Source organism: Massilia haematophila (assembly GCF_042647645.1).
Taxonomy (GTDB): Bacteria; Pseudomonadota; Gammaproteobacteria; order Burkholderiales; family Burkholderiaceae_D; genus Telluria; species Telluria haematophila.
On record NZ_JBHRVV010000001.1, the window covers coordinates 367334 to 391521 of the forward strand.

Genomic DNA, 24188 nt, shown 5'->3' on the forward strand with positions numbered 1-24188 from the left:
GAGTCTGCGTTGGGATTCCGCTATTCGCCATGCAGGCCCGGCTAGTTGCGGGCTTTGAGAAATGGCATGCCTGCCTGCGCGATACTTTCAATACTCTTGTTTTATTGAGTGTCAACCGGGAGTGGCAAATATTCCACCAGCGGGAATTTTCTTCCGTAAGGAATTCTCCTTAATTCTTTACGCATAATTCTTCCATCAAGACTGGGTTGCAACCGCTGTTGAGGGCTGGCCCCGCCGATCTCTGCTGTTTTTACGAAGGATATATATTCATGATGTCGGGACGAGCAGTAGCTTCCGTGGGCGCTGTCCTTGGGATGTTTGCAGCCCTCCCGGCATGCGACCGGCAGACTGTCGATGCGGCGGCCCAGCCTTACGAAATCGTCACGCAGATGCGGCCGGAATCGCTCGAGGCCTATATGAAGGTGTTTCGCCTGGCCTACGACATGTGCGCACGTGTGCAGGCCATCCAGCACCTTCCACCGCCGCCGCCGCTGGTGGTATTGCCGGCCGACTTCGTGACGAAGCGCAGCACCTATCTCAGCAGCGGGAGCGGCTACCTCATCCGGCATGAGGAGTTTAACGTCGTTATGGAGGAAGCTGGCTGCAAGACCCGACTTGATTCAGTCATTACCGAAGCTGTGGTGCGCGGGGGTGAGGTATACGGGCAGCGGCGTGAAATGGGCGGTGATACTGAGGTGATTCCGCCAGCGCCCTCGGGGTGGGATCCTTCGAAAGCGGCTTCCGACGAAGCTTCCTATGCCGAGAAAAGAACGGTCGGCGGCATTGGCATGCGTTGCTTGTCAGCCTACTTGCGCGGAGGCATAACGCTGGACAAGTGCGCAGCCAACACGAACGCGGGTCTGTTGCGGGATGGAGCAGGTGACCCTATCGTGTTGTACGCATACGAGCTTGTTCCGGGCCGCGACAAGATGGTCGTGCTGACCGAGCCAGTCAGTGTGCAGATCGGCAAGCCCGTCAGTCCAGAGCGCATCGCACTATCGGGAGTCAAATGACTCTTTCAAACAAAAGACAGGCGAGAAAGCAAAAAGCCCACGAACCGAAGTTCGTGGGCTTTCTGTGTATTCGTGGTAGGCCGTGCGGGATTCGAACCTGCGACCAACGGATTAAAAGTCCGCTGCTCTACCAGCTGAGCTAACGACCCGAAAGAAGCAAGATTATAGGGGCAGGACGCTGTGCTGTCAAACGTTCACGCCACAATCTTGCTGCAAAACTTTATTTCAGCACCGCCAGGCGGTCCTTGGCCGATTGCGCGGCCGGGGTGCCGGGGAACTTCGAGACCAGTTGCTGCAGGGTTTTCTTGGCGCGCGCCAGGTCCTTCAGCTCGGCGTAGCTGGTGGCCATGTTCAGCATCGCGTCGGCGGCCTTCGGGCTGCCGGCGTAGGTGGTGGTGACCACTTCCTGGGCGGCGATCGCCTTCTTGTAGTCGCGCTGGGCGTAGTAGGCGTTGCCTAGCCAGTATTGGGCATTGGCGGCGTAGGCCGACTCGGGATAGCGCTTGACGAAGTCCTGCAGGGCGGCGGCCGCGGCCTTGTAGTCGCCCGACTGGAAGGTGGTCATGGCCGCGTCGTAGGCTTGCTTTTCGGACGGCAGGACGGCGACGGACTGGCCGTCGATGGTCGTCTGTTGCGGTTCGAGCTTCTTCATGCGGGCGTCGAGGTCGGCGTACAGGGTGCGCTGGGCGTTCTGCGCCTTGGCCACTTCGTTGGCCAGCACTTCGATCTGGCCGCGCAGCTTGGCGATCTCGGACATCGTCTGCTCGTGCTGGTTCAGCATGTCGAGCGTTGCGCTCTTGTCCGCCTTGTTGTCGAGACGGCCGCTCAGGTCGCGCGCGATGTTGTCGACCTTGGCGCGCAGGTCGAGAATGGCCTTGCGCGCTTCGTCGTCCTCGAGAATGCCGGCGCTGGCCTGCAGCGGCAGCCAGGCGGCGATCAGGAGGCAGGCAAGGCGGGACGGAACCAGTTTCATCATGTCGTCGTTCTTTCTAAACTTATCCGGTGTTGCAAAGGAAAACGGGGCGGGTTGCAGTCTGCACTGCACCCGCCCCGCTGTCAATTAATCCGGTCTTAACCGAACCGATCAGACAATATTACTGGTACACGATGTCCGCACGACGGTTTTCAGCCCAGGCGGCTTCGCCCGAACCGGTTGCCTTCGGCTTTTCTTCGCCCAGCGACACGGCTTCCATCTGGTTCTCGGCAACGCCCAGCGATGCCATCGAACGACGGACGGCTTCGGCGCGCTTCTGGCCCAGGGCCAGGTTGTATTCGGTGCCGCCGCGCTCGTCGGTGTTGCCCTGGATCAGGACCTTGCGTTCCTTGTTCTTGTTCAGGTAAGCCGAGTGGTTCTCGACGACCGGCTTGCCGTCTTCACGGACGACGTAGCTGTCGAAGTCGAAGTAGATGCTGCGGTTGGCCAGCACGCCTTTCGGGTCGTTCAGCGGATCGACGGTCGCGGTTTCGACCGGCTGGATGTCGCGCGCGTCGGCTGGGGCCGCTGCCGGCTCAGGCGACTTCTCGACGACGGCCGGGGCTTCTGCCGGCACTGGGGTTTTGCAAGCTGCGAGCAGGGCAGCGGTGGCGATGATGAAGCCGAGGCTCTTTACATTGCGCATATTTTTTCTCCTGGTCTTGGTTAGTGATTTACTTCTTTACTTCATGAAAGGACCCCAGCTGGGCTCCCGAATGTTTCCCGCTTTGGTGGTCAGGCGTTGCTTGACCCGTCCATCCACCGAAACCACGGCCAGCGAGGTACGCCCGCCGCCTTTGTTCGCATACATGATGTACTTGCCGTTAGGCGAAAAACTCGGTTCGGTGGCCCCATCGGCCAGGCGCAGCTCCTGGCCGCTGGCCAGGTCCATCGCATAAAGGGAGAAACCGCCATCGCGCTGCGAGATCCAGGCCAGGGTCTTGCCGTCTGGAGACACGCGCGGGCTGATGTTATAGCTGCCGTTGAAGGTGACGCGTTGGGCGTTGCCGCCGCTCGCGCTCATTTTGTAGATCTGCGGACCGCCGCTGCGGTCGCTCGTGAAATAGATGCTCTGGCCGTCGGCCGAGAACTGCGGTTCGGTGTCGATGCCGTTGCTGTTGCTCAGGCGGCGCAGGCCCGAACCGTCGGCGTTGACGACGTAGACCTGGTAGCTGCCCGACTTCGACAGGGCGATCGCCAGCTTGCTGCCGTCCGGCGACCACGACGGCGCCGAATTGCTGCCTTTTTCGTTGGCGATCACGCGGCGCTTGCCGGTGACCAGGTCCTGCATGTAGATGACCGGCTTGCGGTCCTCGAAGGAAACGTAGGCGACCTTGCCGCCGTCCGGCGACCAGGACGGCGAGATGATCGGCTCCTTGCCCTGCACGGCGACGATCTCGTTCTCGCCGTCGGCATCGGCCACCGCCAGCGCGTAGTTTCGGCCGGCGCGGTTTTCCTTCACGTAGGCGATGCGGGTCGAGAAGATGCCGCGCACGCCGGTCAGCTTCTCGTAGACGTCGTCGGCGATGCGGTGCGCCTGCAGGCGGGTGTAGCGCGGCTGCACTTCGCCGCCCAGCGAGGACAGCTGGCCGCCCTTGACGGTGTCGAGCAGCTTGTAGCGCACGGCGAAGCGGCCGTCCGGCTGGCGCGTGACGCTGCCGATCACCAGGGCGTCGGCGCCGCGTGCCTTCCAGGTATTCACGTCGACATTGGCGCTGTCGCTGATGACCTGGCCGGCGTCGATCACCTTGAACACGCCGCTGCGCTCGAGGTCGGCGCGGATCACGGCCGACACCTGGGCCGGGGCCACGCCTTCGTCGGCGAAGGCCGCGACGGCGACCGGAATCTGGTTGCTGCCCACGCCGGCGATTTCGACTTGCAGCTGGGCGTTCGCTGCCGACCCGATCAGGAGGGTGGCGCTGAACAGCAGGTAATGAAGTTGTTTTTTCATGCTTTATCTCGGCAAAAAAATGAGTCGGCTTCCTTAGTCGAGGTCTTTCATTGAGAAATTGACCACGAGATTGCGCTCTACCGTACCATCTTTCTTCTTCGGAAGCGGTGACGATTTGTTAATGCCGCGTTCCACGGCGTCATCGAACTGCGGCACGCCGCTGCTCTTGGCCAGGCGCACCGACAGGATCTCGCCGGTCGGCAGCAATTCGACCCGGAAGCTGACCTTCGGGTTGCCCGGCTGGTCGGTGCTGCCCGCATAAGTCGTGTTGCTCTTGATCAGGGCCGTCAGGCGCGCGACGTAGCCGGCGTCGATCTTCGGCGCGCTCGACTTCTCGGCGTTGCCGGCGGTGCCGGCGGCGCCCGTGATGCGCTTGAGTTCGAGGTCGCGCAGCTTGTCGAGCTGGGCTTTCTCGGCGGCGGCGGCCTTGGCCTTCGCGGCTTTCTCGTCGGCGAGTTTCTTCTTCTCGGCGGCGGCTTTCGCCTCGGCCAGCTTCTTCTCTTCTTCCTTCTTCTTCTCGGCCAGCTCTTTCTGTTTCTGTTCCTCGCGCTGTTTTTGCTCGGCCAGTTCCTTGCGCTTCTGTTCTTCGCGCTGCTTCTGCTCGGCGAGTTCCTTGCGCTTGGCTTCTTCGCGTTCCTTCTGCTCGGCCAGCTCGCGCCGCTCGCGTTCCTGTTCCTTCTTCGCCAGCTCGAGCTTGCGCTGCTTCTCACGTTCCAGGGCGATGTCGGGTGCGGCCGGCTTCACCGGCTCGGGCTCGACCACCTTCGGCACCGGCGGCGCCGGCGGTGGCGGGACAGGAGTCGGCTCGGGTTCCGGCTGCGGCTCGGGTTCCGGCGCGGGCGGCGGCGGCGGGGCGGCCGACTCGACCTTCATGTCCCAGACCTCGGCCTCGACCGTGACCGGCGTCTTGCTCTGCCAGCTGATGCCGAAGTACAGGAAGGCCAGCAGCAATGCGTGCACGGCCAGCGCCAGCAGGATCGCTGGCATGCGGCTCGGTTCGGGCGGCACCGTGTACGGGGCGCCGGGGGAAGCTGGCTTCATTGCGGACTGCACTCTTTACTGGGTGGCAAGGCCGACGCGGCCGATGCCCATCTTCTTCGCTTCCGAGATCATGTCGATCACTTCTTCGTACTTGCTCTCGCGGTCGCCGGCGATCAGGACCGGATAGTCCGGATTTTCCGCGTGCAGTTCGCGCAGGCGGGTCAGCAGGGCGGCGCGCGTGTCCATCGTCTGGGCCGGCGTCGAGGCCTTGCCGTGCACGCCGATCGACAGTTCCGCGTTCGGCTTGATCGAGATCTGGATGTAGGTGTCCGGCGGCAGCGTCGACTTCTCGGCGCGCGGCAAATTGACCACGTTCGGCGTCTCGTTGGCCGGCACCGCCATGAAGATGATGAGCAGCACCAGCATCACGTCGATGTACGGGACGACGTTGATCTCGGATTTCAGTTTGCCGCGGCGTCCGCTGCGCAGGCTGCTGGATAAGGCCATGTCGGTTCCTCCGGCGATCAGCGCGACTGGCGCTGCAGGATGTTCGAGAACTCCTCGACGAAGCTTTCGAAGCGGATGGCCAGGCGGTCGATGTCGTGGGTAAAGCGGTTGTAGGCAACCACGGCCGGGATCGCGGCGAACAGGCCGATCGCGGTGGCGATCAGCGCCTCGGCGATGCCGGGGGCGACCACCGCCAGGGTTGCCTGCTGCACGTTGGCCAGGCCGCGGAAGGCGTTCATGATGCCCCAGACGGTGCCGAGCAGGCCGATGTAGGGGGAGACCGAGCCGACCGAGGCCAGGAAGTTCAGGTGCAGGTCGAGGGCGTCGAGTTCGCGTTGGAAGGCGGCGCGCATGGCGCGGCGGGCGCCGTCGAGCACCGAGTTCATGTCGAGGGCGTCGCGCGAGGCCTGCTTGCCCTTGATGAATTCACCCATGCCGGCCTCGAAGATGCGGGCCAGGGCGCCGCTCTGGTCGCGCTGGGCGCTGGCGCTCTGGTGCAGTGTGTGCAGGTTGCCGCCGGCCCAGAAGCTGCGTTCGAACTGCTCGGTCTGGCGGCGCGCCGCGCGGATCGCGAACAGCTTGCGGAAAATATAGGACCACGAGAACACCGACAGGAGCAGCAACAGCAGCATGATGAGCTGCACGAGGATGTGCGCGTTACTGATCAGGGCAACGAAGGAAAGGTCGTGGGTCGGGGTCATCGGTTAGGCAATATTGTTGATGTATTCAGGCGGCACGCATTTTATCAGCGACATGCTCCGGGAGCGAGCGCGGACGGACATTGGCGAGGTCGACGCAGCCGACTTTCACATTCGCCTCGACCAGCAGGGTGTCGCCCTTGTACGCTTTCTGGGCGAACTGCACCGAGGCGCGGCCGAGCTTTTCGATGACGAGCGTCAGGCGCAGCTCGTCGTCGAGGCGGGCGGGAGCGTGGTAATCGATCGTGGCGCTCTTCACCACGAAGCCGGCGTTGTCGCTTGCGATCAGTTCCTGCTGGTTGATGCCGGCGGCGCGCAGCCATTCGGTGCGCGCACGTTCGAAGAACTTCAGGTAATTCGCGTAGAACACGATGCCGCCGGCGTCGGTGTCTTCGTAATAGACCCGGACTGGCCAGGTGAAAACGGAGGGCATGCTACAAGCCATAAATGATAATAGGAAACATTTTACGCTATTCGACTCCGCATATGTACTCTAGCGAACATCCCGGGTGGGAAAGCGCGACCGCGGCGCATGCTGTCAGGCCAAGGTGCGGCCGTAGTAGACGAGAGACTAGCTGTCAAGACAACAACTGTAACACTTTCTCACAATTATCTAAGCAGGGGCGCACGGTGTGCATATGTGTGGTTTTCGTAGGGTGGGCACGAGTGTCCACCCTACAAAATCCCTCAGCCGCGCTTGATATTGAACGGCGAGAACCCCTGGCAAGTCGGCATCAGTTCGATCAGGTTGACGTTCACGTGCGGCGGCAGGGTGGCGATCCAGTAGGCGGTCTCGGCGATGTCCTTGGCGGTCAGCGGCGTCGTGCCTTCGTAGACCTTGGCGGCGGCCGCGTCGTCGCCCTTGAAGCGCACGTTCGAGAACTCGGTGCCGCCGCACAGGCCCGGCGCCAGGTTGGTGGCGCGCACGCCGGTGCCGACCAGGTCGGCGCGCAGGTTCAGCGTAAACTGTTCGACGAAGGCCTTGGTCGCGCCATACACGTTGCCGCCCGGGTAGGGGTAGTGGCCGGCCACCGAGCCCAGGTTGATGATCAGGCCGCTGCCGCGCTCGACCATGGCCGGCAGGATGGTGCGGGTCATCGTCACCAGGCCCTGGCAATTGGTCGCGATCATGGTTTCCCAGTCGTCCAGCGGCGCCTCGTGCGCCGGCGCGGTGCCCAGGGCCAGGCCGGCGTTGTTGATCAGCACGTCGATCTGGCGCCAGGATTGCGGCAGCAGGGCCAGCGCTTCCTCGATCGAGGCCTTGTTCGTCACGTCCATTTCCACCGGCAGCGCCGAATCGCCCAGCTCGGCGGCGAGGCTGTCCAGGCGCTCCTTGCGGCGCGCCGCCATCACGACCTGGTGGCCGTTGCGGACAAAGGTGCGCGCCATTTCGGCGCCGAATCCGGCCGATGCGCCGGTGATGAAAACGATCATGATGGGGTTCCTCGGATTGGACAAGCTCCGTGATTGTAGCCGAATTGATCACGTTGCCCGCCGCTTGACCGCACATGCTGCCACGAGGGAGCTTTCCTTGCCCTAAAGGGACACATCAAATACAATCTGGAGTCCTTTGCATCTCACGTAACTGGCGAAAACCGCGCGCGCTCCGAGCCGCCGGCAAGGTGGTCAACCACCGGGGAACGTGAGATTTCATCCGCCGTTCGCCTGGGCAGCCGACAAGGGTAGGCGTTGTCGTGCGCTTGGGAAGCACTCATTTATTCTGGCGGATGGGATTGGCCATGGAAAAAAGCGGCCGGCAAGGCGCAAACCGCAGCCATACCGTGTGGTATGGCGAGGATTTGCAACGCAGCAGGACGGTTTTTCTCCAGGTCAAGACCGCCGTCATGAATAAATCAGTGCTTCCCTTGGCTGCTTCCTGGCTTCCTGCCGATTCCGCACGCACTTGTCTGGTTCTCTTATCGATTGGAGTTTTGTTCATGTTTGCAAAAGATCACACGCTGGCCAACGTCGACCCGGAACTGTGGGACGCGATTCAGAAGGAAAACACCCGTCAGCAGGATCACATCGAGCTGATCGCCTCGGAAAACTACACCTCGCCGGCCGTGATGCAGGCCCAGGGTTCCCAGCTGACCAACAAGTACGCTGAAGGCTATCCGGGCAAGCGCTACTACGGCGGCTGCGAATACGTCGACGTCGCCGAGCAACTGGCGATCGACCGCGTCAAGCAACTGTTCGGCGCCGAGGCCGCCAACGTGCAGCCGAATTCGGGCTCGCAAGCCAACCAGGGCGTGTTCTTCGCCATGCTCAAGCCCGGCGACACCATCATGGGCATGTCGCTGGCCGAAGGCGGCCACCTGACCCACGGCATGGCCCTGAACATGTCGGGCAAGTGGTTCAACGTCATTTCCTACGGCCTGACCGAGCAGGAAGACATCGACTACGAACAAATGGAACGCCTGGCGCGCGAGCACAAGCCGAAGATGATCATCGCGGGCGCCTCGGCGTTCTCGCTGCGCATCGACTTCGAGCGCTTCGCCAAGGTGGCCAAGGAAGTCGGCGCCTACTTCATGGTCGACATGGCCCACTACGCCGGCCTGATCGCCGCCGGCGAGTACCCGAACCCGGTGCCTTACGCCGACTTCGTCACCTCGACCACCCATAAATCGCTGCGCGGCCCGCGCGGCGGCATCATCCTGATGAAAGCCGAGCACGAGAAAGCCATCAACTCGGCGATCTTCCCGGGCATCCAGGGTGGTCCGCTGATGCACGTGATCGCCGGTAAAGCGGTCGCCTTCAAGGAAGCGCTGTCGCCGGAGTTCAAGCAATACCAGCAGCAAGTCGTGAAGAACGCCAAGGCCCTGGCCGACGCGCTGATCGCACGCGGCCTGCGCATCGTCTCGGGCACCACCCAGTCGCACGTGATGCTGGTCGACCTGCGCTCGAAAGGCCTGACCGGCAAGGAAGCCGAAGCCATCCTGGGCCAGGCCCACATGACCTGCAACAAGAACGGCATCCCGAACGACCCGCAAAAGCCGTTCGTGACTTCGGGCATCCGCCTGGGCAGCCCGGCCTTCACCACCCGCGGCTTCAAGGAAGAGGACGCGACCAAGGTCGGTCACCTGATCGCCGACGTGCTGGACAATCCGCACGACGCCGCCACCATCGAGCGCGTCAAGGCCGAGGTGAAGGTCCTGACCGACAAGTACCCGGTCTACGCGGCGTGAAATAGCAAGTAAGTAGTACAGTAAGAAGTAAGTGAAATCAGGGACGGCAGCTTGAAGTCGGGTTGCCGTCCCTTGTAATATTCCGGCGCCCCATGAAATGTCCGTTCTGCCAGCATGAAGATACCCAGGTCCTCGATACGCGCGTATCCGAGGAAGGCGACGCCATCCGCCGGCGCCGGCGCTGCGTGCAGTGCGACAAACGCTTCACCACCTACGAACGCATCGAACTGTCGATGCCGATCATCGTCAAGAAGAACGGCAGCCGCACCGAATTCTCCTCCGGCAAGCTGCGCGGCAGCCTGATGCTGGCCCTGCGCAAGCGCCCGGTCTCGGCCGAGGCCATCGACGCCGCCGTCGCCTCGATCGAGGAAAAGCTGCTCACCAGCGGACGCCGCGAAGTCGACACCGGCTACGTCGGCGAACTGGTGATGCAGGAGCTCAAGCGCCTCGACGAGATCGCCTACATCCGCTTCGCCTCGGTCTACAAGGACTTCAAGGACCTGGCCGAATTCCAGCAGGCCCTGGCCGAAGTCGGCCGCAAGTAGGGTGGGCGGCTCGGCCGCGCCAGCTGCATGCACGCGGCCTGTGCGCCGCCCACGCGTCCAGCCACACGGTGCACAGCCGCGTCATATCCCGCACCGCTGAACGCAAGCGCGCACGCTTGAGCCAACTCATCGGCGCGCAAGAGTGCGCTGATACCTTCACAGCTCGCGCGAATTCCCGCGCGTTCAACCTGTGGAGGTGGCCGTGCAGCGCTGTGGGTCCAAGGGTTTCACGCTGGTCGAAGTGCTGGTCGCGATGTTCGTGCTGTCCGTCGGCGCCGCCGGTGCGGCGGCCACGCAGTCGCAGCTTGCCCGCCTGCGCGAACAGGCGGCGCTGGAATCCGAGGCCGTGCAGCTGGCGGCCTCGCTGGCGGCGCGCATGCAGGCCAATCCCGCCCAGATGGCGCTGCCCGACGCGGCCAATCCCTACCTCCAGCTCGACTACGACGCCGCCGATGGCGCGCCCGGCGCACCGCCGGCGCACTGCTTCGGCGCCACCGATTGCGATCCGGCGCGCATGGCGCAATTCGACCGCTACGAGACCGAGCACGCCATCCGGACGGCCTTCCCCGGTGGGCGCATCGCGGTCTGCCGCGACGCCACCGTCTGGGACGCCGCACTGCAGGCGCCCGACTGGGAGTGCGTCAGCAGCCCCTCGGCGCCGATCGTGATCAAGCTCGGCTGGCGCCTGCGCGCCGCAGTGGGCCAACCGGCGCCGGATGCGAGCGCCTTCGTCACGATGGTGGTGCCCGGATGAGCGCGCGCCCGCGCCAGCAGGGCATGAGCATCGCCGAACTGCTGGTGGCGATGTCGCTGGGCCTGGGCGTGCTGCTGGCCGGCTCGACGCTGCTCACCGGCGCCAACGCCGCCTACGTCGGCCATGCGGACGCGGCCGGCATCGACGACGGCGGGCGCTATGCGCTCGAGCTCATCGGGCGCGCGGTGCGCCAGGGCGCCTTTGCGGACATCGAGCGGTATGGCGCCGCCGGGCCCGGGCACGGCCAGCCTGCGTCAATCGGCGGGCTCGACAACCACTCGATCGGCAAGACCAGCTTCGGCATCGACAGCCCGCTGCCGGGAGCGGTCAACGGCAGCGACGTGCTGGCGGTGCGCTACGCGGGTGCCGGCGCCGGGCCCGATGGCGACGGCAGCGTGCTCAACTGCGCCGGCTTTCCGGTGCACGACACCGAGGACGGCTGGAGCATCTTCTACGTCGCCCGCAACGGCGACGGCGTGGCCGAACTGCGCTGCAAGTACCGCGGCACCAGCAACTGGAGCGCGGACGCGGTCGTGTCGAACGTCGACGGCTTCCAGGTCCTGTACGGCATCGACAGCGACACCCCGCGCGACGGCGTCGCCAACCGCTACGTGAACGCCGGCGCGCTCGCCGCCCTGGACGCCGCCCTGGTGCTGAGCGGCGCGAACCCCGCCGCCCTGGCCGCCGAGCGCAACGAGAAAACCTGGTGGAAGCGCGTGGTGAGCGTGAAGGTTGCGCTGTTGCTGCACGGCGAACGGCCGCTGACGGGACCGGCGCCGCCCGCGCGCTACGAGCTGTTCGGGACGGAATACGGCAGCGCCCACGGCAGCAGCGATCCGGGCGTCAGCCTGCAGGAAGCCGTGCTGGCGGCACGCGACGGGCCGCGCCCGCGCCGCCTGTTCACGGCCGTGTACGCGGCCGGCGCCGCCTTGCCCTAGGACCGGCATGGACCACTGTTTCCCCTGGCGCTCGCGCCGGCGCGCGCACGGCGCCGCCCTCGTCACCGTGCTGTTCCTGACGCTCGCGGTGCTGATGATGTCGGTGTCAAGCACGCGCGCCGCGCTCGCGGCCGCGAAGTCGGCGCGCCACGAGCGCGACCGGCACGTCGCCCTGCAAGCGGCGCGGGCGGCGCTGTTCGACGCCGAACGCGATATCGCCGGCGCCGCCGGTCCCGCGTCGCCGCGCACCGCCGTTTTCGTCGCGGCGAACGCTGCCGCGTTTGCCCACCGCTGCGCCGGCGCCGGCGAGCACGCGGGCCTGTGCGCCCAGGTAGCGCCGCCCGGCCTGCCGGCATGGCAGGCGGTCGACCTCGAAAGCGATGCCGCCGTCGAGTATGGGCGCTTCACCGGCGCCACGATGCCGTTCGGCGCGGCGCTGCTGCCGGCCCGGACGCCGCGCTACGTCGTGGAACTGCTCGCCGGCACCGGCACTGGCGCCAGCCCCGGCATCGACCCTGGCCCAGGCGCGGGATCCAGCCCCGGCTCTGGCCCTGGCCCCGGAACTGGCCCCGGTCCCGGAATTGGCCCCGGTCCCGGAACTGGCCCCGGTCCCGGCCATGGCCCCGTCTTCCGCATCACCGCCATCGGCTTCGGCGCCAGCGCAGGCACGCGCGTCGTCCTGCAGGCTTATTACCGGCGCGCGCACGCCACCGCGCCGGCCGCGCGCCTGGGCTGGCGCGAGATCGCCAACTGGCCCGAGCTGCATGCCGCCGCCCGGTGAGACCCCTTCGACATCCACCCCTGAGGAGAACGACGATGCGCCGCGGTTCCGGCTTCACCCTGATCGAAATGATGGTCGTGCTCGCGATCCTGTCCGTGCTGGCGGCGCTGGCCTATCCCGGCTATGCCGCTCATGTGGCGAAGATGCGCCGGATCGAAGGCCAGGTGGCCCTGATCGACGCGCTGCAGCAGCAGGAGCGCCATCATGCCCTGCACCACAGCTACGTCGCGTTCTCGGCGGCCGAGCCGGTCGAGGGCCTGCGCTGGTGGTCGGGCAGCCGCGCCCTTGATAGCGCCTACGAACTCGAGGCGCGCGCCTGCGAGGGCGCCGAACTGCGCGACTGCGTCGAGCTCGTGGCACGGCCCGGCACGCCGAACGTCGACGCCAGGTATAGCGACGGCGAATGTGGCACGCTCACGCTGAGCAGCACGGGCGAGCAGGGCGCGAGCGGCGCCTCCACGCAATGCTGGCCGTGATGCGCCGGCGCGCGCAGTGCGCGCAGTCGGCGCAGTGGGCGCAGTGGGGCGTCACGCTGCCCGAACTGGCCGCCGTCACCGCGATCGCGGCGGTCCTGCTGGCGCTCGGCCTGCCGAACCTGCAGGCGCTGCTCCACGCCCAGCAGCTGCGTGCCGCCAGCGGCGACCTGTTCGGCGCCATCAGCCTGGCGCGGGCGCAGGCGATCGCGCGCAACGAGCGCATCAAGCTGATGCCGCGCGACCCCGAGGGCCTGCGCTGGGCGCAGGGCTGGACCGTGTTCGCGGACCGCGACGGCGACGGCGAGCCGGGGCCGGGCGACGAGATCATCGCCGTGCACGGACCCTTGCCGTCCGGCTTCGCCTCGACCTTCGCCTTCACGAGTCCTGCGCCGCCGTATTACATCGCCTACAATGGCGCCGGACGCAGTTGCGGCGACACCAGCAGCGGCGCCGCGCGCTGGGGCACGCTGTCGCTGTTTCACGGCGGCGCGATCCGGCGTATTAAAATCAACATGCTGGGCCGCGCCCGCGTGTGCGACCCGGCCCGCGACGACAACTGCGACGGGGCGCAGGCGCCATCCCAGAATTGAACACATCATCGAAGACAGTGCAGATCAAGACCGATACCGAAGGCATGGCGCTGGCCCTGGAATGGGCCGCCAAGGGCATGTACATCACCGCGCCGAACCCGCGCATCGGCTGCGTGATCGTCAAGGACGGCGAGGTGATCGGCGCCGGCCACACCCAGCCGGCCGGCCAGGCCCATGCCGAGATCCAGGCCCTGCGCGACGCCGCCGCGCGCGGTAACGACGTGCGCGGGGCGACCGCCTACGTCACCCTCGAGCCCTGCAGCCATTACGGCCGCACGCCGCCGTGCTCGAACGCGCTGGTGCAGGCGGGGCTGGGCCGCGTGGTGGCCGCGATGGGCGACCCGAACCCGCTGGTCTCGGGACGCGGCATGGCCCAGCTGGAAGCGGCCGGCATCGCGGTCGAGACCGGCGTGCTGGCGGATCAGGCCCATGAGCTGAACATCGGCTTCTTTGCGCGCATGCGGCGCGGCCGTCCCTGGGTGCGCCTGAAGACAGCGGCCAGCCTGGACGGCTTCACGGCGCTCGACAGCGGGGAAAGCCAGTGGATCACCGGCCCCGAGGCACGGGCCGACGGCCACGCCTGGCGCGCGCGCGCCTGCGCCATCCTGACCGGCATCGGCACGGTCAAGGCGGACGACCCGCAGCTGACCGTGCGCGGCATCGCCACGCCGCGCCAGCCGCGCCGCGTGATCGTCGACAGCCGTCTCGAGATCGCCCTGGATGCGCGCATCCTGCAGGGCGAGCCGTGCTGGATCGTCGCTGCCGCCGTCGACGGCGAAGCGGCCGAGGACAAGGCGGCGCGCCTGCGCGCGGCCGGCCACGAGATCGTCCTGCTGCCCAACGCATCCGGCAAGGTCGATTTGCCGGCCCTGATGCTGGAACTGGGCCGGCGCGAGATCAACGAAGTGCACGTCGAGGCGGGGTCGAAGCTGAACGCCTCGCTGGTGCGCGAAGGCTGCGTCGACGAGCTGCTGGTCTACCTGGCCCCGAGCCTGATCGGCGCCGGGCAGGGCATGTTCGCGCTGGCCGCGCCCGCGCGCCTGGCCGACAAATACGAATTGCGTTTCCACGACTGCCGCCAGGTCGGCGCCGACCTGCGCATCCTGGCGCGCTTTCACTCCAAACACCACGACCAAACCTGAGGAATCACGCTTTATGTTTACTGGAATCGTCGCCGCCGTCGGCAACATCACTTCGGTCTCGCCGCTGGCGGGCGGCCTGGATGCGGGCGTGCGCCTGGAAATCGATGCCGGCGGCCTGCCGCTGGCCGACGTCGCCCTGGGCGACTCGATCGCCATCAACGGCGCCTGCATGACCGTGGTCGAGAAGGGGGGCAACGCGTTCGCGGTCGACGTCTCGCGCGAGAGCCTGAACAAGACCGCCGGCCTGGACGCCGTCGGCGAAGTCAACCTGGAGAAGGCCCTGACCCTGGCCGAACGCCTGGGCGGGCACCTGGTGTCGGGCCACGTCGACGGCCTGGGCACGGTGCACAGTTTCCAGCCGGTCGGCGAATCGCACGAACTCGTGATCGACGCGCCCCAGGAGCTGGCCAAGTTCCTGGCCTATAAAGGCTCGGTGGTGGTCAATGGCGTGTCGCTGACCGTCAACCGGGTCGAGGACCTGGCGCTGGACGGTAACAAAGTGTGCCGCTTCTCGATCAACCTGATCCCGCACACGATCGAGGTCACGACCCTGAAGCACCTGCGCGCCGGATCGAAGGTCAACCTCGAGATCGACCTGATCGCCCGCTACGTCGAGCGCATGCTGTCGGCCACCAAGGCCTGAATCCAGCAATCACATCGACGGCCCGCCGCTGCGCTCAGCTGAAGGTGAGCGGCGCGCCCGCCGATTCGGTTGATTGCGCCGCCTCGCGCCGGATCCCGAAGCGCGCCAGGTAATCGGCCGCCGACGGCCGGTGCAGCTGCACGAGCTTGTTCGCGATCTCGCCGATCGAGTCCGTCGTGCCGGTCTTCAGGAGGCCGCCGAGCGCGCTGACGATGGGCACGGCGTCCAGCGATTTGTGCAGTTTTTCCATGAACTGGTCGGGTTTCAGGATCATGGAAGTATCGAACTTGCGCGGACGCTCGATCCGCGCGTCGGGGGCGACCAGGAGCAGCGCCTCGATCGACGCGTCGCCCTGGCCGATGCGCTCCAGTGCCTGGCGCAAGACCCGGGCGTGGCGTTCGTTCTGCACCAGCGGCGAGCACACGCCCTCGAAACCGCTGTCCGCCCCGTTCCAGCGCACCACGTCGCCGTGCTCGCTGATCCGCATGCCTTCGACGAACAGCCTGGTGTTCAGCAGGGTGTAGCGCCCCATGCGGTGGATCAGGAGATGATCGATTTGCGCCACCTCGCCGTCGTCCGCCACCAGGCGCAGGTCGTGGACCACGGCCGTGCGCGTCGAATCCTTCAGGTAGGCGTCGAGAAGGTGGCTCGATGCGCGCTCGCCCCGGATCCCTGCGCGCATGACGCGCAGCGCGCGTTCGATCTGCGCCTTCTTGTCCGGTCCGGCCATGGCCAGCATTTTCTCGAGCACCCCGAGAAACGGCCCCTTGTTGTCGATTTCCTTATAGATCACGCTTGCCTCCTGCTCGGTCACTCAAAAAGTGTAGCGACGACGACGAGGTCGATCATGATATTTACTTGCTTCACGGCAAAATCTAGCATGCTGGCTGCAATTTGTTGCGCCCCGGTCTCAGCCGAATCCGCGTAGACTGCGCCATATCAATCACACATGAGCCAGCACGTACATCAACCTGTGCCGAGGCGGCCGATCAGGAGGAGACCCATGCGATTCACCGATGCCCTCGGCAGGGCCGCGTTCGCCTGCGCCGTGCTGGGCGCCGGCAGTGCCACGGCCGCGCCGCTGCGCGACTACCGTGCGCCTGCCATCACCGATGGCGGCGCGCGCATTGCCGCCATCGAGGCCGACGCCGCCGCGCCCGGCAAGCCCCATCATGCCCAGGTCGTGGTGCGCGACGGCGTCACCGGCAAGATCCTGGCCGAGTACGACCCCTGCGCCGGCTGTTCCTACGATTTCCCGAGCTGGTCGCCCGACGGTGGCAGCCTGGCCTTCGTCGCCGCCGACGCCGCGGCCGGCAGCGTCACGCTGTGGGTGGTGCGCGGTGGCCAGCCGCGGGCGGCGGCATTGATCCGCGGCGTGGCCAACACCGCGCGCTGGTCGCCCGACGGCGCGCGCATCGCGCTGCTTGCCACGGTCGGCGCCAAGAAGCAGGCCGGCGCGGTCGAGGCCGGAGAGCGGCTGGTGGGCGAGATCGGGGTCAACGAGGATGCCCAGCGCATCGCCGTCGTCCCCGCCGCCGGCGGCGAGGCGCGCATGGTGTCGCCGCCCGACGCCTATGTCTACGAATACGACTGGACGCCCGACGGCCGCGGCTTCGTCGCCACCAGCGCCAAGGGCAACGGCGACAACAACTGGTGGGTGGCGGCGCTCGGCCATGTCGACCTCGCCAGCGGCGCACTGCGCACGATCGCCGCGCCGAGCATGCAGATCAGCCTTCCGCACGTCTCGCCGGACGGGCGCACGGTCGCCTTCGTCGGCGGCCTGATGAGCGACTTCGGCTCGGTCGGCGGCAACCTGTACACGGTGCCGCTGGCGGGAGGCGAACCGGTCGACGTGACGCCGGACTACAGCGGCTCGTTCAACGGCCTGGCATGGAAGGGGACGACCCTGGTGGCGTCGGCCCTGCGCGGCAGCGAGATGGCGGTGGTGGCGGTCGACCCGGCGGCGCGCAGCGCACGGACCCTGTTCGCGCGCGCGGTCGGCGCCAGCGGTTCGCGCGACGGCCGCATCGTGTTCAGCCGCGACGGCGGCGCGGCGGTCTCGGTGTTCGAGACCTTCGAGAAGGCGCCCTACATCGCGGCCGGACGGCTATCCGAACTGGTGCAGGTAACGCGCGACAACGACGGTTTCGCGCCCCAAGTGGCGGCGCGCAGCATCGCCTGGACCAACGAGGGCCTGCGCAGCCAGGGCTGGCTGCTCGGGCCGCGCACTCCCCAGGCCGGACACAGGCATCCGATGGTCGTGATCGTGCACGGCGGCCCGGCTTCGGCGGCGATGCCGCGCTTCGTGGGCGAGGGCGAGTCGGCCAGTCCGCTGGTGCGCGAACTGGTCGAGCGCGGCTACTACGTGTTCCTGCCCAATCCGCGCGGCAGCTTCGGCCAGGGCCTGGCCTTCACGTCAGCGAACCGGCGCGACTTCGGCGGCGGCGACTGGCGCGACATCCTGGCCGGCGTCGATGCGGCGATCGCGCAGGCGCCAATCGACGGCAACCGCCTGGGCCTGATGGGCCACTCCTACGGCGGCTTCATGACGATGTGGGGCGTCACCCACAGCACCCGCTTCCAGGCCGCGGTGGCGGGCGCGGGGATCGCCAACTGGATCAGCTACTACGGCCAGAACGGTATCGACCAGTGGATGGTCCCGTTCTTCGGGGCCACCATGTACGAGGACCCGGCGGTCTACCGCAAGGTCTCGCCGATCGAATCGATCCGCAACGCGAAGACGCCGACCCTGATCTACGTCGGCGAGCGCGACGTCGAGACGCCGGCGGTACAGTCGATGGAGTTCTGGCACGGCCTGAAGGCGATGAAGGTGCCGACCACGCTCGTCATCTACGAGGGGGAGGGGCATGCGATCCGCAAGCCGGAGCACCAGCTCGACCAGCGCAGGCGGACGGTGGCGTGGTTCGACAAATACCTCAAGTAGCGAGCGCAGGGACGTAGGGTGGGCACTCTGTGCCCACGCGTTACGTGCGTTCGATTGATCCGCGGCGGCGATGATCCGCTCGACGGCGTCACCGAAAGCCGCCATTCGTGACGTTCCCAATGCTGGTCCTCGCCGCGTGGTGATGACGGCACGGCCAACGGAAGTGGATGCGTGCGTAACGCGTGGGCACTCCGTGCCCACCCTACGGGTCACTTCGCGGCTGCTTCCTGGGCCCCTTTTTCCGGATACAGCACCACCTGCACGTAATTGTCCGTGTTCAGGTAGCGCCGCGCCGCGTCCTGCACTTCAAGCGGGGTGAGCGCCCCAACGCGCTGCTCGTGGGTCAGGATCGCGGCCGGGTCGGTGCCGTCGACCAGCGCCGATTGCAGGCGGGCCAGCCAGTAGCCGTTCTCGCGCAGGGCCTTGCGGTGGTTCTGGATCCAGTTCTGCTTGACCTTGGCCAGGTCGGCGGCCGTCGGGCCTTCGCGCTTGAGGCGCTCGAATTCCTCGAACGTCGCGGCCAGCACCTTGTCGACGTTTTCCGGGCCGGTCGGCAGGGTCACCGACAGCGAGTAGCTCTGGTAGGGGATGCGGCCGAGCGAGGCGCCGGCGCTGCCGCCGTAGATCAGCGACAGCTTTTCGCGCAGCACCTCGATGATGCGGATGTTGAGCACTTCGACCAGCGCCTGCAGGCGCATCTGTTCAGCTTCCGAGAACGTGGCGTCGCCGGTGAAGGTCAGCGAGACCGTGCTCTTCGGCTCGGTGCCGCTGTAGACCGCGCGCTTGACCACGCCCTTCACCGGGCGCAGGCCGACGTCGCGGTAGTCGGTCGGGATGTCGGGCGTGGGCAGGCTGCCGAGGTAGGTCGCGAGCAGCGGCTTGACGGTCTTCACATCAAAACTGCCGACCATCACGAAGGTCAAGTCCTTGGCGCTGGAGAAGCGTTCGCGGTAGATCGCGATGCTGCGGTCCAGGCTGATCTGCGCGAATTCCTCCGGACGCAGCGGACGCGGCGCGCGCGGATGGTTGTTGTAGAGCGTGGCGACGAGAGTGTCGCCGAAGCGCGCGCCCGGCTGGGCCAGGCGGTTGCGCGCGGCCTCGACCTGCTTGCCGATGAAGGACTTGAACAGGTCCTCGTCGCGGCGCACGCCCTGGAAGCGCAGCCACAGCATCTGCAGCATGGTCTCGATGTCGGTCGCGCCCGAGGACGCGCCCACCACTTCGCTGTAGCCGGACAGGCCCATGGTCACCGCGGCCGCCTTGCCGGCCAGGACCCGCGACAAATCGAGCGGCGAATAATCCTGCAGGCCCATGCTGGCAACGATCGCGTTGGCGTAGCGCGCGTTGAGGATGTCGGCGTCGCCGTACAGGCTCTGGCCGCCGAAGCGCGCCGCGCTCATCACCACCTGGTCGTTTCGGAAGTCGGTGGGTTTCAGGATCACCTTGACGCCGTTCGACAGCGTCAGGCGGGTCAGGCCGAGCGCCTTGTCCTCGGACTCGGCGACGATCGCGCCGGGCTTCGGCGGCGTCTCCATCAGCGTCGTGCCGAGCGCCTTTTCCGTGCGCGGCGCGAGCTCGGCCTTCTCGGCGGCGGCCAGCGCCGCCAGCAGGGCGGGGCCCTCCGGCGGCGGCATGTCGGCGCGCTCGATGCCGCTGTAGATCACCAGCTTGCCCGAGTTGGCGGGAATGGTGCGGCGCGCGTAGGCGTTCATCTCGTCCAGCGTGATCCCGGGCAGCAGCTCGGTGGCGTAGCCGTATTCGGCGGCGATGCCGGGGATCGGTTCCTGCTGCAGGAAGTTGCGCATGTACTCGCCGACGTAGGCGTTGGAGTCGGTCTTCTCGCGTTCGGCGTAGGCGCGCTCGAAGCTGCGCATCATGTCCTTCTTCGCGCGTTCCAGTTCGGCGGCGGAAAAACCGAACCGGCGCGCACGCTCGTTCTCGCGCACCAGGGCGTCGATCGCCCTGGGCGCGCCGCCCGGGCCGACCGCGGCGCTGGCGTTGAAGGATTTATAGAAGGGCGTGAGCTTGGACAGCGCGCTGCCGCCGCGCAGGAAGGGCGGCTCGGCCTGCTGGGCCAGTTCCTGCAGGCGTCCGCCCAGCATGCCGGTGAACAGGCTCTCGACCAGCTGCTCGCGGTAGCCGCGCACGGTGTCGGGCTCGCGCACCGCCTGCACCGGATAGCGGATCAGGATGCTGTTGCCGCCGGCTTCCTTGTCGGTGACGATCACGGCCTCGGTGTCCTCGCGGGCCGGGATCTCGGCATAGGTGCGCGGGCGCGCCGGGCGCGGGTTCTTCAGCTTGCCGAAGTGGGCGCGGATCAGCTTCTCGGCCTGCGCCGGCTCGATGTCGCCGACCGCCACCACGGCCATCAGGTCGGGACGGTACCAGTCGCGGTAGAAGCGGCGCAGCGTGTCGGGCTTGAAGTTGCGCAGCACCTCTTCCTTCCCGATCGGCAGGCGCTCGGCGTAGCGCGAGCCGTTGAAGATCTTCGGCCAGACCTTCTTGCCGATGCGGTCGCCCGCGCCTTTGCCGAGCCGCAGTTCCTCGAGCACGATGCCGCGCTCCTTCTCGATCTCCGCGTCGTCGAAGGCCAGGCCGTGGGCCCAGTCTTCCAGCACCTGGAAGGCGCGTTCGACGTTCTCCGGGCGGTCGGTCGGGATCGGCAGGATGTAGACGGTCTCGTCGAACGAGGTATAGGCGTTCAGGTCCGCGCCGAACTTCACGCCGATCGACTGCAGGTAGTCGATCAGCTCGTGCTTCTTGAAGTTGGCGGTGCCGTTGAAGGCCATGTGCTCGACGAAGTGCGCCAGGCCCTGCTGGTCCTCGTCCTCGAGGATGGAGCCGGCCTTGACCACCAGGCGCAGCTCGAGCCGGCGCTCGGGGCGCGCGTTCTTCTGGATGTAGAAACTCAAGCCATTCGGCAGCTTGCCGACCTTGACCTGCGGGCCGACCGGGATCGGCGCGTCGAGCGCGATGGCGGCGCCGGCCACGCCGGAGAACAGGGGCTGGAACAGGAAGAGGGCGGCAAGGCAGGTATTTCTGGCGAACTGGATGAGCATCGAGGTTCCGTTAAATGGTCGACGAGAGGCCATTGTACGGGCTACCTGCTCAGACCGCGACCCGGCCCGTCTCCAGCAGGGCCTGCATCTCGCGCGCCGGCAGCGGTGGGCTGTACAGGTAACCCTGCTGTACCTCGCAGCCGATGCGTCCCAGGAAGTCGCGCTGGGCGGCTGTCTCCACGCCCTCGGCCACGACGCGCAGCGCCAGGCCCTCGGCCAGGGCCAGCGTGGCCTGGGCAATCGCGGCGCTGCGCGGGTCGGTCGTGATGTTGCGCACGAAGGCCTGGTCGATCTTCAGCTTGTCCAGCGAGAAGCGCGACAGGTAGCCGAGCGAGGAGTAGCCGGTGCCGAAGTCGTCCAGCGACAGCGACACGCCCATCGCGCGCAGCTCGGCCAGCTGGGCCTCGGCGGCGGTGGTATCGCCCAGCATCACGCTTTCGGTCAGCTCGATTTCCAGGTACTGCGGTTCCAGGCCCGATTCGAGCAGCGCCGCGCGCACCACGGCGGGTACGGTGCCGGCCTTGAACTGGTGCGCCGAGACGTTGACAGCAACCGGAACGCGCGCCAGGCCGGCGTCCTGCCAGGCCTTGTTCTGCAGGCAGGCCTGGCGGATCACCCAGTCGCCGATCGGCAGGATCAGGCCGGTGTCCTCGGCCAGGGGGATGAAGTCGGCCGGCGAGATGCGGCCCAGCTCCGGGCTGTGCCAGCGCAGCAGCGCCTCCATGCCGAGCACGCGGCCGTCGCGGCCCGCCACCTGGGGCTGGAAATGCAGCGCCAGCTCGGCGTGCCCGATCGCGCGCCGCAGGCGGGTCTCCAGCGCCAGCCAGCGCAGCGCCTGGGCGTTCATTTCGCCCTTGAAGAAGCGGAAGCCGTTGCGTCCGGCGTCCTTCTGGTGGGCGAGGGCGGCGTCGGCGGCCTTCAGCAGGTCGCCCGGCGCGTCGCCGTCGCGCGGGAACACGCTGATGCCGATGCTGCCGGTGACGACCACGTCGTGCCCGCCCACCGAATGCGGCTGGGCGATGGCGTCGATCAGGCGCCGGGCGGAGAAGATGATGTCCTCGGTGTCCTCGCAGCTTGTCAGCAGCAGCACGAATTCGTCGCCCGACAGGCGCGCCACGGTGTCGAGCGGGCCGGCGATGCCGTTGGCGCGCCTGGCCACTTCGCGCAGCAGGGCGTCGCCGGCGGCGTGGCCGAGGCTGTCGTTGATGCGCGAGAGGCGGTCGACGTTTACCAGCAGCAGGGCCAGCTGGCCGCCGTTGCGGCGCGCGGCGGCGATCGACTGCTGCAGGCGGTCGTGGAACAGCGAGCGGTTCGGCAGCTCGGTGAGCGCGTCGTGGTTCGACAGGAAGTCGAGCTGGTTGTGGGCGGCGATCAGGGCCGACATGTCGGTCGAGACCGAGACGTAGGCGGTGAGCGCGCCCTGTTCGTCGCGTACGGCGCTGATGCTGATGCGTTCGGGGTAGACCTCGCCGTTCTTGCGGCGGTTCCAGATCTCGCCGCGCCACTGGCCGTGCTGCTCCAGGCTGGCCCACAGCGCGCGGTAGAAGCCGGCGTCGTGGCGCCCCGAGCGCAGCAGGCGCGGGTTCATGCCCATCACCTCGGCTTCGCCGTAGCCCGTGATCTTCTCGAAGGCCGGGTTGACCGCCACGATGTTGGCGCAGGCATCGGTCATCACGATGCTTTCCTGGGTGCAGTCGAAGACCTGGCGCGCCAGTTCCAGCCGGTGCTCGCTCTCGCGCAGGGCGGCGTCGGCGCGCGCGCGGGCGGTCGCTTCCAGCTGCAGCTGGGCCGCGTGGCGCTGCACCACGCCGTACAGGTTCAGGTTTTCGTAGGCGACCGCCAGGTGGGCCCCCAGGGCCGCGGCCCAGTGCTCGTCGTCGGCGTCGAACGGCGCCTTGCCGGGCGCGCGCAGGAAGTAGATCCAGCCGTGCAGGTGGTGCAGGTCGCGCACCGCCAGCCCGAGGAAGGCGCCGCACGGCGGATGCCCGCCCGGCAGCGTGGCCAGCAGCGGATTGGACTGCTCCAGGCGCAGCGGCGCGCGCGCGTTCGCCAGCGCGCCGGGCAGGCGCAGGTCGTTGCCGGCGACCGGCGCGAGCAGGGCGGCATCCAGGCCCTGCGCGCTCAGGTGGCGCACGCTGCGCTCGTCGCTCTCGTACAGGCACAGCGCCAGAGCGTCGGCGCCCAGGATGCGCCCGGCCGCCTGCAGGAAGACCGCGACCATGCCTTCGACCTCGCGCTCGCCGGCCAGGTGCAGGCACATGTCCTCGAGCGCGGCCAGGCGCGCCGCCAGCGCGCCACCGGCGTTGTGGGGCCCTGGCGCCGGCGCCGGGGCGATGTCCGGCAGGGCGGACGGCGCGGCGACCGCGGCGGGTGGGTTCGATGCCGCGGCCGACTGGCCCAGTTCGGCGTTGACGGCCTCCATGATGGCGTTGGCGTCGGAGGGCTTGCTCAGCACGCGCTCGACGCCGCAGCTGCGCGCCATGGCCAGGGTCTCGCGCTCGGCGTAGACGGCCGAGTAGAAGATGACGCGGGTCGCGGCCAGTTCGCGGTCGGCGCGCAGGCGCTGCACGAATTCGTAGCCGTCCATCTTCGGCATCAGGATGTCGGTGATGATCAGGTCGGGCCGGTGCTCGCGCACCAGTTCCAGCGCCCGGGCCCCGTCGTCCGCTTCCAGCAGCCGGTGTGCGGTGAAGCCGAGCAGGGCCAGCAAGTAGGCGCGGTTGCTCGGCCGGTCGTCGACGATGAGGATGGTGGCCATCAGTGCTTCACCCGGGCTGCGGCGGTGAGCTGACGGTCGTTTGTCGGTACCAACATTGACTACTCCAAAAATGCGCTCCAAAACTGCGCGGGCGGCAGCACGCCCGAGCGTAAGACCAGATCGCTATCCATCATAATCCAGTCGATGTCGCAAACACCACAAAGTTGCATGCAAAAACATAATCTTTAACAATTACATTTAAACAAATGTAAAATTGTTGCATTGGTGCAACGAGTAGAGGCGACCGAAT

22 protein-coding genes, 1 tRNA gene and 1 riboswitch are annotated in these 24188 nt (G+C 67.0%); of the genes, 11 read left to right on the plus strand and 12 right to left on the minus strand.

Going from position 1 to position 24188, the window contains the following annotated elements:
• Window positions 1–314 precede the first annotated feature (314 nt).
• Entirely contained in the window at window positions 315–1013 is a 699-nt protein-coding gene (locus ACFOPH_RS01555; protein WP_379733032.1) for a hypothetical protein, read from the plus strand.
• A gap of 73 nt (window positions 1014–1086) precedes the next feature.
• Here ACFOPH_RS01555 and ACFOPH_RS01560 read toward each other — a convergent pair.
• The 9 genes from ACFOPH_RS01560 to ACFOPH_RS01600 all read right to left on the minus strand — a co-directional run bounded on the left by ACFOPH_RS01560 (window position 1087) and on the right by ACFOPH_RS01600 (window position 7557).
• Window positions 1087–1162 (minus strand) — tRNA-Lys (locus ACFOPH_RS01560).
• 71 nt (window positions 1163–1233) lie between these two features.
• Window positions 1234–1989 (minus strand): tol-pal system protein YbgF, encoded by a 756-nt coding sequence (gene ybgF, locus ACFOPH_RS01565; protein WP_379733034.1) that lies wholly within the window; start codon window positions 1987–1989, stop codon window positions 1234–1236.
• A gap of 118 nt (window positions 1990–2107) precedes the next feature.
• Window positions 2108–2632: a peptidoglycan-associated lipoprotein Pal gene (pal, locus tag ACFOPH_RS01570; protein ID WP_312551637.1), complete on the minus strand. Its 525-nt coding sequence runs from the start codon at window positions 2630–2632 to the stop codon at window positions 2108–2110.
• 36 nt (window positions 2633–2668) lie between these two features.
• A complete protein-coding gene (tolB, locus tag ACFOPH_RS01575) occupies window positions 2669–3937 on the minus strand; it encodes a Tol-Pal system beta propeller repeat protein TolB (RefSeq protein ID WP_312551635.1) in 1269 nt (422 codons plus the stop codon).
• 33 nt (window positions 3938–3970) lie between these two features.
• On the minus strand, window positions 3971–4978 hold the full coding sequence (tolA, locus tag ACFOPH_RS01580) for a cell envelope integrity protein TolA (RefSeq protein WP_379733036.1): 1008 nt from the start codon (window positions 4976–4978) through the stop codon (window positions 3971–3973).
• A 15-nt stretch (window positions 4979–4993) separates the two neighbouring features.
• Entirely contained in the window at window positions 4994–5425 is a 432-nt protein-coding gene (locus ACFOPH_RS01585; RefSeq protein ID WP_312551632.1) for a biopolymer transporter ExbD, read from the minus strand.
• 17 nt (window positions 5426–5442) lie between these two features.
• Window positions 5443–6126 carry a protein TolQ gene (gene tolQ / locus ACFOPH_RS01590; protein ID WP_312551630.1) on the minus strand — a complete coding sequence of 228 codons (684 nt, stop codon included), beginning with the start codon at window positions 6124–6126 and terminating at the stop codon, window positions 5443–5445.
• A 25-nt stretch (window positions 6127–6151) separates the two neighbouring features.
• A complete protein-coding gene (ybgC, locus tag ACFOPH_RS01595; RefSeq protein ID WP_312551628.1) occupies window positions 6152–6556 on the minus strand; it encodes a tol-pal system-associated acyl-CoA thioesterase in 405 nt (134 codons plus the stop codon).
• Between the two features lie 254 nt (window positions 6557–6810).
• Complete coding sequence (locus ACFOPH_RS01600) at window positions 6811–7557, minus strand: SDR family oxidoreductase (RefSeq protein WP_312553648.1); 747 nt, start codon at window positions 7555–7557, stop codon at window positions 6811–6813.
• Between the two features lie 137 nt (window positions 7558–7694).
• Window positions 7695–7801: riboswitch (ZMP/ZTP riboswitch) on the plus strand.
• A gap of 259 nt (window positions 7802–8060) precedes the next feature.
• Here ACFOPH_RS01600 and glyA point away from each other — a divergent pair.
• The 9 genes from glyA to ACFOPH_RS01645 all read left to right on the plus strand — a co-directional run bounded on the left by glyA (window position 8061) and on the right by ACFOPH_RS01645 (window position 15177).
• Entirely contained in the window at window positions 8061–9308 is a 1248-nt protein-coding gene (gene glyA / locus ACFOPH_RS01605) for a serine hydroxymethyltransferase (RefSeq protein WP_312553649.1), read from the plus strand.
• 92 nt (window positions 9309–9400) lie between these two features.
• Complete coding sequence (nrdR, locus tag ACFOPH_RS01610; RefSeq protein WP_312553651.1) at window positions 9401–9853, plus strand: transcriptional regulator NrdR; 453 nt, start codon at window positions 9401–9403, stop codon at window positions 9851–9853.
• Window positions 9854–10055: 202 nt separating this feature from the next.
• On the plus strand, window positions 10056–10607 hold the full coding sequence (gene pilV, locus ACFOPH_RS01615) for a type IV pilus modification protein PilV (protein ID WP_379733040.1): 552 nt from the start codon (window positions 10056–10058) through the stop codon (window positions 10605–10607).
• Window positions 10604–11545 (plus strand): PilW family protein, encoded by a 942-nt coding sequence (locus tag ACFOPH_RS01620; RefSeq protein WP_379733042.1) that lies wholly within the window; start codon window positions 10604–10606, stop codon window positions 11543–11545. Before pilV ends, ACFOPH_RS01620 begins: the two co-directional genes overlap by 4 nt.
• A gap of 7 nt (window positions 11546–11552) precedes the next feature.
• A complete protein-coding gene (locus tag ACFOPH_RS01625) occupies window positions 11553–12326 on the plus strand; it encodes a pilus assembly PilX family protein (RefSeq protein ID WP_379733044.1) in 774 nt (257 codons plus the stop codon).
• Window positions 12327–12361: 35 nt separating this feature from the next.
• Window positions 12362–12802, plus strand: coding sequence for a type IV pilin protein (locus ACFOPH_RS01630; RefSeq protein ID WP_312553659.1), 441 nt, complete (start codon window positions 12362–12364; stop codon window positions 12800–12802).
• Window positions 12790–13392, plus strand: a complete 603-nt coding sequence (locus tag ACFOPH_RS01635) for a GspH/FimT family pseudopilin (RefSeq protein ID WP_379733046.1) — start codon at window positions 12790–12792, stop codon at window positions 13390–13392. Before ACFOPH_RS01630 ends, ACFOPH_RS01635 begins: the two co-directional genes overlap by 13 nt.
• Before the next feature lie 17 nt (window positions 13393–13409).
• Window positions 13410–14534: a bifunctional diaminohydroxyphosphoribosylaminopyrimidine deaminase/5-amino-6-(5-phosphoribosylamino)uracil reductase RibD gene (gene ribD, locus ACFOPH_RS01640; protein WP_379733048.1), complete on the plus strand. Its 1125-nt coding sequence runs from the start codon at window positions 13410–13412 to the stop codon at window positions 14532–14534.
• A gap of 13 nt (window positions 14535–14547) precedes the next feature.
• Entirely contained in the window at window positions 14548–15177 is a 630-nt protein-coding gene (locus tag ACFOPH_RS01645; protein WP_312553663.1) for a riboflavin synthase, read from the plus strand.
• A 34-nt stretch (window positions 15178–15211) separates the two neighbouring features.
• Here ACFOPH_RS01645 and ACFOPH_RS01650 read toward each other — a convergent pair whose 3' ends face one another.
• Entirely contained in the window at window positions 15212–15970 is a 759-nt protein-coding gene (locus ACFOPH_RS01650) for a nuclease-related domain-containing protein (RefSeq protein WP_312553665.1), read from the minus strand.
• A gap of 210 nt (window positions 15971–16180) precedes the next feature.
• Here ACFOPH_RS01650 and ACFOPH_RS01655 point away from each other — a divergent pair, with 210 nt between their 5' ends.
• Window positions 16181–18121 carry a S9 family peptidase gene (locus ACFOPH_RS01655; protein ID WP_379733050.1) on the plus strand — a complete coding sequence of 647 codons (1941 nt, stop codon included), beginning with the start codon at window positions 16181–16183 and terminating at the stop codon, window positions 18119–18121.
• A 209-nt stretch (window positions 18122–18330) separates the two neighbouring features.
• Here the strand turns inward: ACFOPH_RS01655 and ACFOPH_RS01660 are convergent, their stop codons facing one another.
• Together ACFOPH_RS01660 and ACFOPH_RS01665 are read right to left on the minus strand one after the other, a co-directional pair.
• On the minus strand, window positions 18331–21180 hold the full coding sequence (locus ACFOPH_RS01660; protein ID WP_379733052.1) for a M16 family metallopeptidase: 2850 nt from the start codon (window positions 21178–21180) through the stop codon (window positions 18331–18333).
• A gap of 49 nt (window positions 21181–21229) precedes the next feature.
• On the minus strand, window positions 21230–23938 hold the full coding sequence (locus ACFOPH_RS01665; protein WP_379733054.1) for a two-component system response regulator: 2709 nt from the start codon (window positions 23936–23938) through the stop codon (window positions 21230–21232).
• Window positions 23939–24188 lie beyond the last annotated feature (250 nt).

Excerpts from the sequence above, each read along its gene's own strand:
- ACFOPH_RS01555 (WP_379733032.1), top strand. The coding sequence starts at position 315 with ATGTTTGCAGCCCTCCCGGCATGCGACCGGCAGACTGTCGATGCGGCG.
- ybgF (WP_379733034.1), bottom strand. The coding sequence starts at position 1,989 with ATGATGAAACTGGTTCCGTCCCGCCTTGCCTGCCTCCTGATCGCCGCC.
- pal (WP_312551637.1), bottom strand. The coding sequence starts at position 2,632 with ATGCGCAATGTAAAGAGCCTCGGCTTCATCATCGCCACCGCTGCCCTG.
- tolB (WP_312551635.1), bottom strand. The coding sequence starts at position 3,937 with ATGAAAAAACAACTTCATTACCTGCTGTTCAGCGCCACCCTCCTGATC.
- tolA (WP_379733036.1), bottom strand. The coding sequence starts at position 4,978 with ATGAAGCCAGCTTCCCCCGGCGCCCCGTACACGGTGCCGCCCGAACCG.
- ACFOPH_RS01585 (WP_312551632.1), bottom strand. The coding sequence starts at position 5,425 with ATGGCCTTATCCAGCAGCCTGCGCAGCGGACGCCGCGGCAAACTGAAA.
- tolQ (WP_312551630.1), bottom strand. The coding sequence starts at position 6,126 with ATGACCCCGACCCACGACCTTTCCTTCGTTGCCCTGATCAGTAACGCG.
- ybgC (WP_312551628.1), bottom strand. The coding sequence starts at position 6,556 with ATGCCCTCCGTTTTCACCTGGCCAGTCCGGGTCTATTACGAAGACACC.
- ACFOPH_RS01600 (WP_312553648.1), bottom strand. The coding sequence starts at position 7,557 with ATGATCGTTTTCATCACCGGCGCATCGGCCGGATTCGGCGCCGAAATG.
- glyA (WP_312553649.1), top strand. The coding sequence starts at position 8,061 with ATGTTTGCAAAAGATCACACGCTGGCCAACGTCGACCCGGAACTGTGG.
- nrdR (WP_312553651.1), top strand. The coding sequence starts at position 9,401 with ATGAAATGTCCGTTCTGCCAGCATGAAGATACCCAGGTCCTCGATACG.
- ACFOPH_RS01620 (WP_379733042.1), top strand. The coding sequence starts at position 10,604 with ATGAGCGCGCGCCCGCGCCAGCAGGGCATGAGCATCGCCGAACTGCTG.
- ACFOPH_RS01625 (WP_379733044.1), top strand. The coding sequence starts at position 11,553 with ATGGACCACTGTTTCCCCTGGCGCTCGCGCCGGCGCGCGCACGGCGCC.
- ACFOPH_RS01630 (WP_312553659.1), top strand. The coding sequence starts at position 12,362 with ATGCGCCGCGGTTCCGGCTTCACCCTGATCGAAATGATGGTCGTGCTC.
- ACFOPH_RS01635 (WP_379733046.1), top strand. The coding sequence starts at position 12,790 with ATGCTGGCCGTGATGCGCCGGCGCGCGCAGTGCGCGCAGTCGGCGCAG.
- ACFOPH_RS01645 (WP_312553663.1), top strand. The coding sequence starts at position 14,548 with ATGTTTACTGGAATCGTCGCCGCCGTCGGCAACATCACTTCGGTCTCG.
- ACFOPH_RS01655 (WP_379733050.1), top strand. The coding sequence starts at position 16,181 with ATGCGATTCACCGATGCCCTCGGCAGGGCCGCGTTCGCCTGCGCCGTG.
- ACFOPH_RS01660 (WP_379733052.1), bottom strand. The coding sequence starts at position 21,180 with ATGCTCATCCAGTTCGCCAGAAATACCTGCCTTGCCGCCCTCTTCCTG.
- ACFOPH_RS01665 (WP_379733054.1), bottom strand. The coding sequence starts at position 23,938 with ATGGCCACCATCCTCATCGTCGACGACCGGCCGAGCAACCGCGCCTAC.